Raw genomic sequence first — 14401 nt, 5'->3', positions numbered from 1 at the left:
AATTTGGAGAATAAGGTTCAAAGGCTAAATACGCGCCGTCCTGGCGCAACGCCTTTGTGACCAACGTCCTGTTGGCCTGAGATAAAGGAAACACGGTGAGGACAAAGGATGAACCGATGTTGACTTATCGTAGGAAGAAGACGTAAATTTGCTAGCCGCTGGGCGCTGGAGCTAGACCTAGAAACAAAAAAAGCACAAGCGCTGTATAGCGCTGGACAAAACTGTTAAAAAAGGCATCCCCAATTTAGGTGGATGCTTTTTTATCATGAAAAGAGGGTTGTATACATATATATAGAAGTAGTAAGGTCCAACCATGAAAGGAGTCCCAAGGATGCGAAAAATTAGCCTCCTTCTTATCATCGTTTTTATCATCGCATGTTTCTTTCTTCATATTTTAGCATTATTGCGCTTAATTTCGCTTTATATCACTTCCCCGCTCCTTTTTATTGGATTATTCACACTGGTCTCTTTTATGAACAGAAAAAATAGATTTAGGGGATTTCATTAATTTTAAAGACTGGTACAAAAACGCCCATCGGTCATTCTTTTATTGTGAAATTCTTTTTTGAACGCGCATCATAAAACTATAAAAAGAGCGAACTTTTCTATCAACATGATAGAAAAATGCGCTCTTTGTGCAATGGTAGGAAAGTATAGAATGTTTCTTAGGGTTACTTCGGAACTCGGTGTATTTTTTGTCCAGCTCCAGCGCCCAGCGACTAGCAAACGGGTGCTTCCGCTTTTCTTGTTATTCAGAAAGCAGGGCTTCCATTTCGTTTAATTTTTCCTCAAAAATTTGACAAGCAGCTTCAATTGGTTGTGCAGAAGTCATATCTACGCCTGCTTTTTTCAATACTTCAATAGGATAGTCGGAGCTTCCCGCCTTCAAAAACGCTAGATAACGTTCAACAGCTGGATCTCCTTCTTCTAAAATTTGTTTCGACAATGCTGCGGCCGCGCTAAATCCTGTTGCATATTGATACACGTAATAATTATAATAAAAATGAGGGATTCTTGACCACTCTAGGCCAATTTCATCATCAATATGAATATCCTCTTCTCCAAAATATTTCTTATTTAGTTCGTAATATTCCTTCGTTAATAAATCCGCTGTTAACGCTTCTCCATTCTGATCCTTTTGATGGATAAGATGCTCAAATTCTGCAAACATCGTTTGCCTGAAAACAGTCCCACGGAAACCTTCAAGATAATGATTTAATAGATATAATTGTTCATGTTTATTCTTTGCATTCTTAATCATATACTCATTAAGAATGGACTCGTTTGTCGTGGAAGCAACTTCCGCCACAAAAATAGAATAATTTCCATATGGATATGGTTGGTTTTTACGTGTGTAATAACTATGGACACTGTGACCAAATTCATGAGCAAGTGTGAAAAGATTATTCACATTGTCCTGCCAATTCATGAGAATATATGGATTTGTTCCATAGGCCCCTGATGAATAGGCTCCACTCCGTTTTCCTTTATTCTCCATCACATCTACCCATCTATTTTCAAAACCTTCTTTTAATATGTTTGTATACTCGCTACCTAACGGGGCAAGTGCTTCTACAACGATATCCTTTGCTTCTTCATATTTCACTTCCATCTTGACTTCTTTGACAAGTGGAGTATACAAATCATACATATGAAGCTGGTCGACCTTCATAATTTTCTTACGTAACTTTACATAACGATGGAGTAAATACAAGTTTTTATTAATGGTATTCACTAGGTTATCATAAACACTTTCAGGAATATTATTTGCCGCAAGTGCTGCTTCGCGGGCAGAACTGTAATCACGGACCTTAGCAAAGAAATTGTCTTTTTTGACTGTTCCGTTTAATGTACTTGCAAATGTATTTTTAAACTGACCATACGTTTCATATACCTTTTTAAAAGCTGTTTCTCTTACTTTCCGATCCTGACTTTCAAGAAAACGAATATAGTTTCCATGGGAAATCTGGACATCTTCCCCATTTTCATCTTTAATAACAGGAAATTCTAAATCTGCATTATTCAGCATTCCGAATGTTGTACTTGCAGAGCCTAAAGCTTCAGAAGCTTGGGCAAGCATCGCTTCTTGTTCCGCCGATAAGACGTGGCCACGTTGCAAATTAATTTCCTCTAAAGCATGACGGTACACTTGTAACTCACTATTTTCTTCAACAAATTGGGCTATTTTGCTTTCGTCCATCGCTAAAATTTCTGGAACAACATAGGAAAATTCACTTGCAAAAATTGAATATAAACTTTCAGCTCGTGAATTTAATCCTTGGTAATGAGAATTTCCTGTATCTTGATCGTAGCGCATATGGGCATATGTATATAATTTCCCTAATCGTTCAGATAACTGCGATTGAAATTGCAGAACCTGATTTAGTTTGTCTGCACTTTCTGCGATGGTCCCCTTATATTGTCTTGCCTGTTTCACAAGCTCCTTGACCTCTTCGTATTCTTTTTCCCAGGCTTCATCAGTTGGGAAAATATCCTCTAAGCGCCAAGTCATCTCCTCTGCTACTTCTGACCGTTGTGGCAATGATTTAATCGTTGTTTCTTTTGTCATAACCATCCTCCTCTAAATTCACAAAATCCTCGATATGCGAAAAATCCTACAATACTATCTATTCTACCTATACAATATAAATCCCTGCAACTTTAATGATTGGTTGAATAGAGGTTATGCAATATATCTTTTTGAAATACGGCATTTTCCTTCATAATTGCTTCTTCTGCATTTTTGGGGATCTCCACTTTTTTTTCAATCACAAATAAGTCTTCTCCTATTTTCGATAAATATTCTATGGTAGTAAGCAGAGAAAAATATTCTGAAATGGTCATTTTCCAACTATATAAGTTATGAAGGTCTAACGGAAATTCGCGAATCGTAATGGAACCATTCTTTATACGTGTAAATATTTTTTGATTTACCCATTTCAATGAGAGCTTTTGTCCAACTGGTAATCCATGTAAACAATCAAGATATAAATAAAATTGCCAAACAATCGGCGGTTCATAGATGAAGTGCGCATGAGGTACAGGGATCCCACAAATTTCCGGCAAAAGGAATGGGTTATGCCCACTTGTGTAAACCTCTTTTAAAAATGGATCCTCTTGAAGATTCCCATAATAGACTTTATGTTGTAACCACGTTCTTTTTTCATTCAACCAAATTTGACTATCATAGGCGTTATCATTCATATTAAGGGATGGCTTTTTATTGTTAAGAAGGGATACCTCTTGTAACACTCCTAGTAACTTTGTGGATGTTAAGGAGATCATTTTTGAAAGCTGTAAAAATGCCTTTTTCTCAGGTAAATAACTCAAAAGGGTTAATCCAGAATGGGGGTTATGTTTGCTTAGGGAAAATTGGAAATCTGTTAATTCAAAGATTTTATTTTTTCTTTTTTTGTAAGGAGTCGTTCCGAGGACCCATATAGGCAGTATATCGAGTTTCTGATAACCTGCGTTTCTTTCTTCTAAACGCTGCCTAGGTAAGGGAGAACATTGAAATTCAATAGCATAAGTGAGGTCACCTTTCTTTACAAACAGATCAGGTCTTTGTTGGATTTCAGGGAGGTAATATTCTAAATAAACGTCAAACCCCTTTCTTTTATAATGTTGATATAAATGTTTTTTGCCTAGTAAATGTCGGGGACTTTCAGGTTCTGTCGTGAGGAAGGCGCAGTTTGCAAAGCGCTTATGGGCGAAATGAGGGATGCGGATTTTCCCAACCTTTAGGATTAAGGGTTCTTCACAAACAGGACAATAATAGTGCGAGGAAAGCTTTTGTTTCACAAAGTCCTTTGGAACATTGATCAATGATACAAGTTTTCCTTTGTCATTTAATGCCGTTAACAATTTTTTCACTCCTTTATCTTACACTATTCGCCACAAACTGATAAAATCCTTTAAAACAACAGAAAAAAACCGATTCTTTTTAGGAACCGGCTGATTTATTCAAAATATTGGTTTAGAGTAGACCATACATTTTTCTCAATAATGTTTTTACCATATTCCACCAAACGATGAATCGTTATGTTACTTTCCTTCCCATATTCAAGAAGAATACTTAGTGAATTGTTTATATCATCTTCATCAAATAGTTCTTCGGGAAATTGAACATGTAAATAATAAACGTTATTCCACGAAAACAATTGTGTTTTAATTTGTTCATCTAAGTTCTTATTTTTTGAAAGGGATAGGAGATCTTCAAAATCTCTGAATTCAAAGACGTATTCAAATTTGTGTTTTGATTTTCCATAATGATTCACTTGAAAATTCTGATCCAGCAAATCTTCTATCGCATGATCAATCGGTATCTCACCATGTTTCTCATCAGGAATCGGAAGTTCTAATTTCTGTCCATCTTTAGACAGTTGCGCCTTTGTGACGATCACTTCGAGTCCCTTATCAAGAGCTTGTATCTGGATCCAAAGTGGTCCTTCATTAAGGAATTCATCTTCTTCGTGGATTTCTTCCATCATTTCCCAAAATAATTCTTCACTTCGTTCTCGATCATACCAGATTTCTTCACGGTCAAAACCACGTTCCTCTATATCTATATAAGAAATATATAGCTTGACTGTGTTTTCATTAATGCGTTCAATCTCCAAAATCAACACTCCCTTCTATAATAGTTGGTGAAGGGATCACGATCCCGTATCGGAGATTCTTATCCTCAGAAAGAATGAGTGTATATTGTTCTCCTTGTACTTCTATTTTATGATAAGTAGCGGATAAATGGAAACAAAAGCTACCTTAAAGTTTAAAATCCTCAAATGCCTATAGTTTACCTCATGTTTTGCTTATTTTATCTAACATAGAAGAGAAAATCAAGGTCATTTTCAAAATTTTCTTTTGCCTATGGCCAAGTTTCTTGAGTTCTCACTAGATGAATTTGTTTGTTTATAAGGATGAAAAAAGGCCAGCCCATTAGTCGATGCACGACATAATAGGTTTAGCCTTTTCAAATAAGATTAATTAACCATTTTTTGCGCTTCACGAAGCTGATAAGTCCGAACCTTTCTAGGAAGGAAGCGTCTAATTTCATCTTCGTTGTATCCAACCTGAAGCCGTTTCTCATCTAAAATAATGGGACGTCTTAAAAGACCCGGATTTTTTTGAATTAATTCAAATAATTGTTGTAGGGGCAATGATTCTAAATCAACATTTAATTTTTGGAAAATCTTAGATCTTGTCGAAATAATCTCATCGGTCCCATCCTCTGTCATACGCAAGATTTCCTTAATTTCGTCTAACGTAAGAGGATCTGAAAAAATGTTTCTCTCTTTATAAGAAATATTTTGTTGCTCAAGCCAATTTCTTGCTTTTCTGCATGATGTGCAGCTAGGTGAAGTGTACAACGTTACCATAATAGAACCACACTCCTGATTAGAATTTGAATTCTTGCTTCATCTATTGAATGAATGACTATATAATGTAAAACAGTCATATGTAAGTAACAGACTTACATTGTTTTATTGATAAATAAAAGAACCTTACATATGTATTATACACCAAACTTAGCATAATGAATAGGTTCTTTTGAGTATTTTCCTATCTGTTACACAAAAAACACATTGCTGTTACAATTTGTTCCTATATTCATTCATTACCCATTATAGATTTATTTTAAACAAGAATTTCCTTTTTTTACTATCCCCGAAATCAACTGCTTCATACTTGGATAATAAAAATTTTTCCACTTATGATTAAAAACGAATTGAGGCCGGGACAAAAGAAAAGTGTTTTCACCAAAGAAAAAACCGAACTACTATAGCGCATATACCCCGCTCCGGAAAAATACTTCGCTTTCCGCGGGCGGCTGGTGAGCTTCCTCAGGCCTACAGGATGTAGGTCACGAAGGCGTTGCGCCAGGACGGCGCGTACTTAGCCTTTGATCCTGAGGTTAGCACTCCGGGATCTCGCTGATGCCTCCTCCCGCTGGAGTCTACGTATATTTCCTCCGCTAAGGCAATGCATTGTTCATCTTTGGAACTTAGCATTTTGTAAGATAGGCTCTACTTCTTTCCAACCTTATAATCAACATTTTCTGTATAAGTATTCCCGGCATTCCATAATAAGAATTCATTGATTCCTTCATCATAAAGGGCTCTGATTTGGTCTTCCACTTGCTTTTTACCATATACTTGATAATTTCCAGAACCTAAATAAGAAGCTGTAAAATCTTGGAGCCACGGACGTGATATGGGGGCATTTTCCAATTCTCCAAGTTTGGCGTTTTCTACTTTTGCATATTCTTTAACAAGCTTATATGGTTCTAAATCAGGTTTTGCAATCCCAAAATAAGAAGTCCAATGACTTGGATAAATCATGGAAGAAATCACATCAACATTTTCAGATATCTTATGAAAGTTTTGCCCAATTCCTGGTGCTTCAGGTAGTGTAGCCGTGTAACCAAATATATCCACAGATACTTTTACATTATATGGCGCTAGTTTTTCTTTCGCATAGGCAACAAAATCTGTTACGGCCTTGACCCTTTTCTGAATATTATCTTCATCCGCATCAGCGTAATCGCCCATACTATAGGTTAACGATCCATCTCTATTTTCAAAGCCTTCGGGGAAACGAACATAATCAAATTGAATTTCTTGAAACCCTAATTTTGCTGCTTCAATCGCAATATTAACATTGTAATCCCATACCTCTTTCATAAATGGATTAACAAAGGACTCCCCTCTCCCATTCGTCCATACCTTGCTCCCTTCTTTAAAAGAAAGCTCTGGTTTTTCTTTCGACAATTTGGAATCCTTAAAAACAACAATTCTAGCAATTGGATAAATCTGCTTTTTCTCCAAGGTATCCATCATTTTTTGAGGATCTGTTATGTAATCTTGTGAGATATCCGCGTATGGGGAATCCTTTGGCAATTTATATGTAATATCTCCCCAATCGTCTTTTATATCAATCACCATGGCATTCAGATCTGTCGAATCAATCATATCAACTAATTGATCAAAACGGGCTCCTCCAGCTGAATGACCAGTAAGATAAACACCTCTCACAGCATCTGGATATTCAAACTTTCTCCCAGAATCATATACAAATCTCGGCATCACATCTGGGAGTACTTTACGATCAACGGCTAATTCCCTTACCTTCAAAGGCTGCGTTGAAATTTCTGTTTCTGCGGAAACTCTAATGAAAGCCACACAAAATAATGCAGCTGCAATTGCCGCAACCATCGAGCCCTTCTTCCAATTCACTACTAACCTCTCCCTTTTAAAAAAATGTCTATTTTTATTATTTCTTGTTAATTTATGTCTTTTTCATTCTAACAATATTTTTAGCTTAATTAAACATCTTTTCCATTTTCATCCTTCTTGGTAAACAGTTTGGTTCTTTATACCTTGCTTGATTGTGCCACTATGAGCAGGTATAATGAGGTAATAATGATCATATATGGTTCCTTTATACCTCAATTGGTTTAAGGTAAAACATTGCTTGTAAAATGGAAAACCCATTCTCTTCATATAATGGGGCTAGTTGCTTAAGGAGGATTTCTAGATGAAAACAATTTTCTCGGGTATTCAACCGAGTGGCGTCATTACCCTTGGTAATTATATTGGCGCAATTAGACAGTTTATTGAGCTTCAAAATGATTATGATTGCTATTTTTGTGTAGTAGACCAACATGCCATTACAGTTCCCCAAGATCGTTTAAAATTAAGAAAAAACATTCGATCTTTGGCTGCCTTATATATCGCTGCTGGTTTAGATCCTCAAAAAGCCACTTTATTTGTTCAATCAGAGGTACCTGCTCACTCCCAAGCAGCATGGATGTTACAATGTATAGCTTATATTGGTGAATTAGAACGAATGACTCAATTTAAAGATAAATCGGCAGGTAAAGATGCTGTCTCTGCTGGACTATTAACGTATCCACCTTTAATGGCAGCTGATATTTTATTATATGGCACCGATTTAGTCCCTGTTGGCGAGGATCAAAAGCAACATTTAGAGTTAACGAGAGATTTAGCCGAGAGATTTAATAACCGTTATAATGACATATTCACCATTCCGGAAGTACGGATTCCTAAAGTAGGTGCAAGGGTGATGTCTTTACAGGACCCTACTAAAAAGATGAGTAAATCAGATACCAATCAACGTGCTTTCATTACAATGCTAGATGAACCTAAGCAAATCGAAAAGAAAATAAAAAGTGCTGTCACAGATTCAGATGGAATCGTTCAATTTGATCAGAAAAATAAACCTGGAGTATCGAATTTACTCTCCATTTATTCTATCCTGGGAAATAAAAGTATAAAAGAACTTGAAGAAATGTATGTTGGAAAAGGATATGGAGATTTTAAAACTGATTTAGCTGAGGTTGTATTAAATTATATTACTCCTATTCAAGAGCGTTTTTATCAATTAGTGGAGTCAAAAGAATTGGATGATATTTTAGATGAAGGTGCAGCAAAAGCTGCGGCAAAAGCAAATAAAATGGTTAAAAAGATGGAAAATGCTATGGGCTTGGGAAGAAAAAGAAAATAACTTGTTTTTCACAAACAATAAGGCGCTGTTCTATGAAATAAACTTAGTCATTGGAGGCTAAGCAGCCTGTCAATGTGCTAAGCTAGTTTAGACAGTCGCCTTATTTTCTTTTTAATTGACTTTAGAGTCACATTCCATTTCCCAAAGCTTTTCAAAGAAAGGCTGTCCCTTAATCATATTTTCGCAAAGCATAAGATGTTTGTTGGACCAACCAATCTTTGTTTCTTCATAGAGACATTCCCAAACTTCCTCAAACGGCATGGTTTGAATGTCATGATACCGATGCGGGGCCCACTCAGTGTACCAATATCTTATTTCTGAGGTGTTTTTGGAGGCATAGAGCTGATCAAGGGCCATAAATAGCAGATGCTTTAATTGGCGTTCTTTTCTAGTCAATCCATACATTAATTTAGGATCTGGTGCTAAAATATGATGTTCCTTCTTCCTCTCACTTTGCTTCCATTTATACTGTGCTTTTTTGGTTTGTGCTGTCATTTCATAAACGAGTTGTTCTTGACGAGGAATAAGCCTGCTTTTTCTTAAAGGGATATTATAACCAAGTGTATCAACCGCCATGATCCCCTTCCCGTCAGTTACGACAAAACAATTCTCTAATTGTACTCGTTCATGATTTTTTCTTAAATAGGCTTTTTTGTAAACGTCATTCATTAATTGTTGTGGAAGTTCCGCCATATTATTTTCAATGTAATGAAAGAGAGCGGTATCTATTAGTAATAAAGGTACCTGATCTAAAAGCTCGATCACGTCTTCCCCTCTCCTCCATTCATGAAATTGGCAAACATTATAACCGTTCTCTTCCCCCTCGAACCAATTCACCCATACATCATGAAGATATAGCATTTTAATCCCTCACTTCATTACTATTTGTCAATCAGTATAGGCAGGCGAGAGTAAATTTATTCCTTTGGAATAGAATCATCCATTTTTCTATCTATATCGAATAGAGCATAGGTTATCAAGGAAATCCCTAAAGGAAGTAAATAACTTTCTGGCCGTCTTACCACAAAACTTATATACTCAATCCAAGTATTTCCCATCACGATCAAATTTAAATAGCCAATTAAACTAACTCCACCGGAAACAGCTAAACAAAACCCCGTTAAAAAAAGGATAACTCGAAATATCATTGATTGGCACTTCCCGTATTTTTATGGTAATCAGGATATTGTGTGCTAATGCCATTTGCCAACTTGTCCCAACTTATATATATGCAATTGAAAAGGGGGGTATTCCTTTCTACGAAGTTATAAAGGAATTGTTTTTTAGCATTTCATTAGAGGAAATGGAAAATGTGTCCTTCATAGTGATCTTATTGTTACGAATATACCCTCTTGCAATTTCGTAACCGATCGCATATCCCATCATATTGGGGATTCCCTTTCTACCACCGAATAATAAGTGATCGTGCTTAGAATCATTTCTTTTAATCTGAAAGGATGGTATATAGTATTTCTCCATCATTTCTTTCAATTTGTCTTTTGAAAATGCCTCTGTCCAAAAAGCAGTATGTTTTTTCCCGCAGCTATTTAATACCGCCGTTTCTGCTAGCCCCTCAAATAAAATGGAATCTAATAAAGTATACTCATTTGTTTCCTTTTTATATGTCGACATTCTAGCTGTGTGATGATATTCATGAACAAACAATGCCTCCAATTGTTCATCACTTAAACCTGCAGATATAAAAAGAAAAATAGCGTCAGAAAAGGATAAACCCGCACGTCCCCGAAGTTGCCTCATAAAAAAGTGATGATTTTGATTAATTGGAAATAAATATATGTTTACAGAAGGACCTCCCCATTTTTTCTTATATTTTTGATAAATAACCTCTACTCGTTCCCAAACCTTTTCTTGTTTGAGCTGGTTAAATAAGCGTAAACTTCTTTTTGATGGCTCATACATACCAAATCTTAATAAATATTGATAGAAATCGTGTTCATCTGTAATTTCAGGCCTTGCTAACTTGCCCATCCTCCATGGTTGTTCAAAATATTTCTCGCCCCATTGATCTGTTTCGATTACCCCAATGTCTATTCCCCCCTTAAAATACATCGTAATGCAGAATAAAACTTACTACATTTTATTAAACAAAAAAATAAGGGTGAATAAAAAAACACGACCACAAGGCCGTGTTTTTTTATTCATATTTTTTAAAAGCTAAGGTTGCATTATGTCCACCAAAACCAAGGGAGTTACTAATAGCAGCCGTGATGTTGGCTGAACGTGATTCGTTCGGTACATAGTCTAAATCACATTCTGGATCAGGTGTTTCATAATTGATTGTTGGGGGAAGGATACCTTCTTTAATCGCCATGACAGTGAAAATCGCTTCTACCCCACCTGCAGCTCCTAGGAGATGACCTGTCATCGATTTGGTAGAGCTAATGGCTAACTGATGAGCATGATCACCAAAAACGGTCTTTACGGCCATGGTTTCAAATTTATCATTATAGTCTGTGCTTGTCCCATGCGCATTGATGTATTGTATATCCTCTGGCTTTAATTCACCATCTTGGATGGCCATTTCCATAGATCTTGCTCCACCTTCACCACCCGGTGCAGGAGCAGTGATATGATAAGCATCACCAGTCGATCCATACCCTACAATTTCAGCATAGATTTTCGCACCACGGTTTAAAGCTTGTTCCAACTCTTCCAAAATCACAATTCCCGCACCTTCTCCAATGACAAAACCATCGCGATTTAAATCAAATGGTCTACTTGCTGTGTTTGGATCAGGATTGGTCGTCAATGCTGTGTTTGCACAGAATCCAGCATAAGACATCCGAGTAATCGGAGCTTCTGCACCGCCAGCGATCATGGCATCTGCATCACCTCTTTGAATGGCTTTAAAAGCATCGCCTATCGAGTTTGTGCCTGTTGCACAAGCTGTTACAGTACATGAGTTAACCCCTTTTGCACCAAGATAAATAGACACTTGGCCAGTCGCCATATCCGGAATCATCATCGGTACAAAAAATGGACTTACACGGCGATAACCTCTTTTTTGGAATGTTTCAAATTGAGTTTCCAATGTTTCTAATCCGCCAATTCCAGAACCTATCCAAACGCCTACTCGATCTGCATTCGTTTCATCAATCTTTAATTGCGCATCTTCCACCGCCATCATCGCGGATGCTAATGCATAATGAGTAAATCGGTCCATTTTACGGGCTTCTTTTCTCTCGATATATTTTTCAATATTGAAGTCTTTTACCTCTGCCGCTACCTTCGCAGAAAACTGTTCTGGGTCCAATCTCGTTAAGGGACCCACACCCGACTTTCCAGAAACAATATTTTCCCATGCTGTCTTTGCATCATTTCCTACAGGAGAAACAGCGCCTACTCCCGTTACTACAACTCTTCTTTTCAATTTTTCCAGCTCCTTTATTAAAAAAAGAAGTATAATTTCTTGTTATTTGTCTAGCTCCGGCTCCTAGCGACTAGCAAATTTACACCTTCTTCCTACGATAAGTCAACATCGGTTCGTCCTTCGTCCTCACCGTGTTTCCTTTATCTCAGGCCAACAGAACGTTGGTCACAAAGGGGTTGCGACGTACAAGGATGTACTAGTGCAGACGAAGCGACAGGACGTCGCGATTGAGTCTGCCACCAGGACGGCGCGTATTTAGCCTTTGAACCTTATTCTCCAAATTTGTACGTCGCTGGACAGTCGCCTTCCACTTTTCTTGTTATTTTCCCCATTTCATGGCGATGGCACCCCAAGTGAGGCCTCCGCCAAAGCCTACCATGACGACGATGTCACCATCTTTAATCTTTCCAGATTCTAAATCATCATACAAAGATAGTGGAATCGAGGCAGATGAGGTATTCCCATATTTATGAATGCTTTTTGACATTTTTTCTTCTGGCAATTCCAGACGTTCCCTAGATGATTCCATAATACGAATATTGGCCTGATGAGGAATTAAGAAATCTACATCATCCTTCGTAAGCCCTGCTTTCTCGATCACGTTGACGGAAGCATCTCCCATTTTGCGCACAGCAAACTTGAAAACTTCCCGACCATTCATCGTGATATATTGATCTTGATACAAATATTTGCCCCCAGATCCATCAGAACCTAATTCAAAGGATAGAATTCCTTTGTCTTCGGCGACAGGGCCAATAACCACTGCACCAGCTCCATCACCAAATAACACCGCCGTATTGCGATCATTCCAATCTGTAATTTTCGATAACTTCTCCGCGCCTACTACTAATATATTTTTATATGAACCTGTTTCGATAAACTGCTTTGCAGTAATCATACCATACATGAACCCCGCACACGCAGCACTTAGATCCATAGCTGCAGCGTTTTTACATCCCAGTCTGTCTTGTAGTATACAGGAGACTGTCGGAAAGGGTCGATCTGGTGTGACGGTTGCAACCATAACCATATCGATCTCCTCTGGTAACACTCCTGCATCATCTAAAGCTTGCTTTGCAGCTTCATAGGCCATATCCGAGGTGTTTATATCATCTGAGGCGATCCTTCTCTCTTCAATTCCTGTACGAGTACGAATCCATTCATCAGATGTATCCATCATTTGCTCTAAATCCTTATTTGTTAATACTTTCTCAGGAACATACTTACCAATCCCAATTACTCCAGCGCCCATGCAGCGACCCCACTTTCTAAAATAAACGTTATTATCATATATTAGGACTTGGTGCTAAGTATACCATTATACATTTTTGTTGTAAATTGCCTTAATGTTTTCGTGAGATCACTCCTATTCTTTCCAGTTTACCTCCCTTTAATCTATAGAATTTGGACTGAACTTAGATATTTTCGTTGCTCGTTTGAATTTCCCTCTTTTTCCTTTAAAATTTTAACATCAAAGCCTAACAACCATCTGCTTTAACCTTCTCTGCTAAATGATGAATCACACTTCCTATTTCTCCCCCCTCAGTATTTTTGATCCATTCACTATAATTGTTAAGTCTGAAATAAATATCTTCATTTCCCATCGTAATATGGTATTCCAGCACTTCCCCACCCATTTTTATTCTCTCTTCCTTTATTTTCTCTATTGCTTGAGAAAAAGTCGAGTAAGATCGCTGCATGCAAGAAGGTTGAATAAGTACAATCGGCGTTTGAATCTGCATCGAATTCTGTTCTTTTAAAATAGAAAGCAACAAATCATGTACTTCTGTTTTCTGTTGTGAATAAAAGTCGACTAAAGGGACAATGATCATTAAAACCTTTTCGTCGAAAATATTTTTCTCCTCATGTAAATGGGCATATTGTAAATGGGCATTTCTGCCGATAAATAGCCATCTTTCTTCCTGCTCACTTGTTTGCCATTGAATAAAATCCTTTGCGTACACTTGGTAATCTTGTTCCAATAATTGTTCACAAATCATAAAACCATATCGTTGCCGGGCTCCTAAAACAATGGCAGATTTCATCGTATTCATCCCCCTATTTTTACTGTTATTATTAGACTATGCATGATGTTTCCTTTTTTAATCCCTGCAATCACAATCCAGCAAATGAAAATGTAAAGAAAGTAAGAGCGATCGTTATGAAAAGTATCACTTTATAAATTTTTATCCATATGGTATGATTGCAGTATTCGGTTATCATCTAACTTCTTAATAAAATAGAATATTTTCGGGGGATTTAATATGAAATTCGTAATGACCTTTGTATGGGCCTTCATTCTTGGACATGTTGTAAGCTATGTTATTTCATCTATGAACAGTATTCCATATAGCTTTGGAACTGCGTCCATTTTTGGCGTGGTGATCTTTGTTTTGGTTTCCTTGATTGGAACTGTATCGATTTCACCACAGCCCACTAACGAACGTTAAAAAAACTCGCCGCTTTGGCGAGTTTTTTGTTGAG

General features: G+C 37.2%; 14 protein-coding genes. 3 read left to right on the top strand and 11 right to left on the bottom strand.

The window, feature by feature from the left end; all coding sequences use genetic code 11:
* Positions 1-313: 313 nt before the first annotated feature.
* Entirely contained in the window at positions 314-508 is a 195-nt protein-coding gene (locus tag KI363_RS22555; RefSeq protein ID WP_505744239.1) for a hypothetical protein, read from the top strand.
* A gap of 240 nt (positions 509-748) precedes the next feature.
* Here KI363_RS22555 and pepF read toward each other — a convergent pair whose 3' ends face one another.
* The 5 genes from pepF to KI363_RS08610 all read right to left on the bottom strand — a co-directional run bounded on the left by pepF (position 749) and on the right by KI363_RS08610 (position 7214).
* Positions 749-2569, bottom strand: a complete 1821-nt coding sequence (gene pepF, locus KI363_RS08630) for an oligoendopeptidase F (protein WP_212966117.1) — start codon at positions 2567-2569, stop codon at positions 749-751.
* 92 nt (positions 2570-2661) lie between these two features.
* Complete coding sequence (locus KI363_RS08625) at positions 2662-3864, bottom strand: competence protein CoiA (protein WP_212966116.1); 1203 nt, start codon at positions 3862-3864, stop codon at positions 2662-2664.
* A 95-nt stretch (positions 3865-3959) separates the two neighbouring features.
* Positions 3960-4619, bottom strand: a complete 660-nt coding sequence (gene mecA / locus KI363_RS08620) for an adaptor protein MecA (protein ID WP_212966115.1) — start codon at positions 4617-4619, stop codon at positions 3960-3962.
* 363 nt (positions 4620-4982) lie between these two features.
* The gene (gene spxA / locus KI363_RS08615) at positions 4983-5378 is read right to left on the bottom strand and encodes a transcriptional regulator SpxA (protein WP_158320567.1); all 396 of its coding nucleotides are present in this window, start codon (positions 5376-5378) and stop codon (positions 4983-4985) included.
* Positions 5379-6026: 648 nt separating this feature from the next.
* Entirely contained in the window at positions 6027-7214 is a 1188-nt protein-coding gene (locus KI363_RS08610) for a putative glycoside hydrolase (RefSeq protein ID WP_158320613.1), read from the bottom strand.
* A gap of 322 nt (positions 7215-7536) precedes the next feature.
* Between KI363_RS08610 and trpS the strand changes: the two genes are divergently transcribed.
* Positions 7537-8526, top strand: a complete 990-nt coding sequence (gene trpS, locus KI363_RS08605; RefSeq protein WP_158320568.1) for a tryptophan--tRNA ligase — start codon at positions 7537-7539, stop codon at positions 8524-8526.
* A 111-nt stretch (positions 8527-8637) separates the two neighbouring features.
* Here trpS and KI363_RS08600 read toward each other — a convergent pair whose 3' ends face one another.
* From KI363_RS08600 to KI363_RS08575, 6 genes are all read right to left on the bottom strand, one after another.
* Positions 8638-9387: a YjbA family protein gene (locus KI363_RS08600; protein WP_158320569.1), complete on the bottom strand. Its 750-nt coding sequence runs from the start codon at positions 9385-9387 to the stop codon at positions 8638-8640.
* 56 nt (positions 9388-9443) lie between these two features.
* On the bottom strand, positions 9444-9674 hold the full coding sequence (locus tag KI363_RS08595; protein WP_158320570.1) for a YuzI family membrane protein: 231 nt from the start codon (positions 9672-9674) through the stop codon (positions 9444-9446).
* Positions 9675-9783: 109 nt separating this feature from the next.
* Positions 9784-10515 (bottom strand): DUF2268 domain-containing putative Zn-dependent protease, encoded by a 732-nt coding sequence (locus tag KI363_RS08590; protein WP_191967327.1) that lies wholly within the window; start codon positions 10513-10515, stop codon positions 9784-9786.
* A 166-nt stretch (positions 10516-10681) separates the two neighbouring features.
* Positions 10682-11917: a beta-ketoacyl-ACP synthase II gene (gene fabF / locus KI363_RS08585; RefSeq protein ID WP_158320572.1), complete on the bottom strand. Its 1236-nt coding sequence runs from the start codon at positions 11915-11917 to the stop codon at positions 10682-10684.
* Positions 11918-12236: 319 nt separating this feature from the next.
* Complete coding sequence (locus tag KI363_RS08580) at positions 12237-13169, bottom strand: beta-ketoacyl-ACP synthase III (protein WP_212966114.1); 933 nt, start codon at positions 13167-13169, stop codon at positions 12237-12239.
* A gap of 226 nt (positions 13170-13395) precedes the next feature.
* On the bottom strand, positions 13396-13962 hold the full coding sequence (locus tag KI363_RS08575; protein WP_212966113.1) for a hypothetical protein: 567 nt from the start codon (positions 13960-13962) through the stop codon (positions 13396-13398).
* Between the two features lie 219 nt (positions 13963-14181).
* Between KI363_RS08575 and KI363_RS08570 the strand changes: the two genes are divergently transcribed.
* Entirely contained in the window at positions 14182-14367 is a 186-nt protein-coding gene (locus tag KI363_RS08570) for a YjzD family protein (protein WP_158320575.1), read from the top strand.
* Positions 14368-14401: the final 34 nt, after the last annotated feature.

The organism is Lederbergia ruris (genome assembly GCF_018332955.1).
GTDB classification, from domain to species: Bacteria; Bacillota; Bacilli; order Bacillales; family Bacillaceae_C; genus Lederbergia; species Lederbergia ruris.
The sequence above is the reverse complement of the archived record's forward strand: the minus strand, read 5'-3'. Positions and strand labels throughout refer to the sequence as shown.

Coding starts and splice junctions, on each gene's coding strand:
- KI363_RS22555 (WP_505744239.1), top strand. CDS start 314: ATGAAAGGAGTCCCAAGGATGCGAAAAATTAGCCTCCTTCTTATCATC.
- pepF (WP_212966117.1), bottom strand. CDS start 2,569: ATGACAAAAGAAACAACGATTAAATCATTGCCACAACGGTCAGAAGTA.
- spxA (WP_158320567.1), bottom strand. CDS start 5,378: ATGGTAACGTTGTACACTTCACCTAGCTGCACATCATGCAGAAAAGCA.
- KI363_RS08610 (WP_158320613.1), bottom strand. CDS start 7,214: ATGGTTGCGGCAATTGCAGCTGCATTATTTTGTGTGGCTTTCATTAGA.
- trpS (WP_158320568.1), top strand. CDS start 7,537: ATGAAAACAATTTTCTCGGGTATTCAACCGAGTGGCGTCATTACCCTT.
- KI363_RS08600 (WP_158320569.1), bottom strand. CDS start 9,387: ATGCTATATCTTCATGATGTATGGGTGAATTGGTTCGAGGGGGAAGAG.
- KI363_RS08595 (WP_158320570.1), bottom strand. CDS start 9,674: ATGATATTTCGAGTTATCCTTTTTTTAACGGGGTTTTGTTTAGCTGTT.
- KI363_RS08590 (WP_191967327.1), bottom strand. CDS start 10,515: ATGGGCAAGTTAGCAAGGCCTGAAATTACAGATGAACACGATTTCTAT.
- KI363_RS08580 (WP_212966114.1), bottom strand. CDS start 13,169: ATGGGCGCTGGAGTAATTGGGATTGGTAAGTATGTTCCTGAGAAAGTA.
- KI363_RS08575 (WP_212966113.1), bottom strand. CDS start 13,962: ATGAAATCTGCCATTGTTTTAGGAGCCCGGCAACGATATGGTTTTATG.
- KI363_RS08570 (WP_158320575.1), top strand. CDS start 14,182: ATGAAATTCGTAATGACCTTTGTATGGGCCTTCATTCTTGGACATGTT.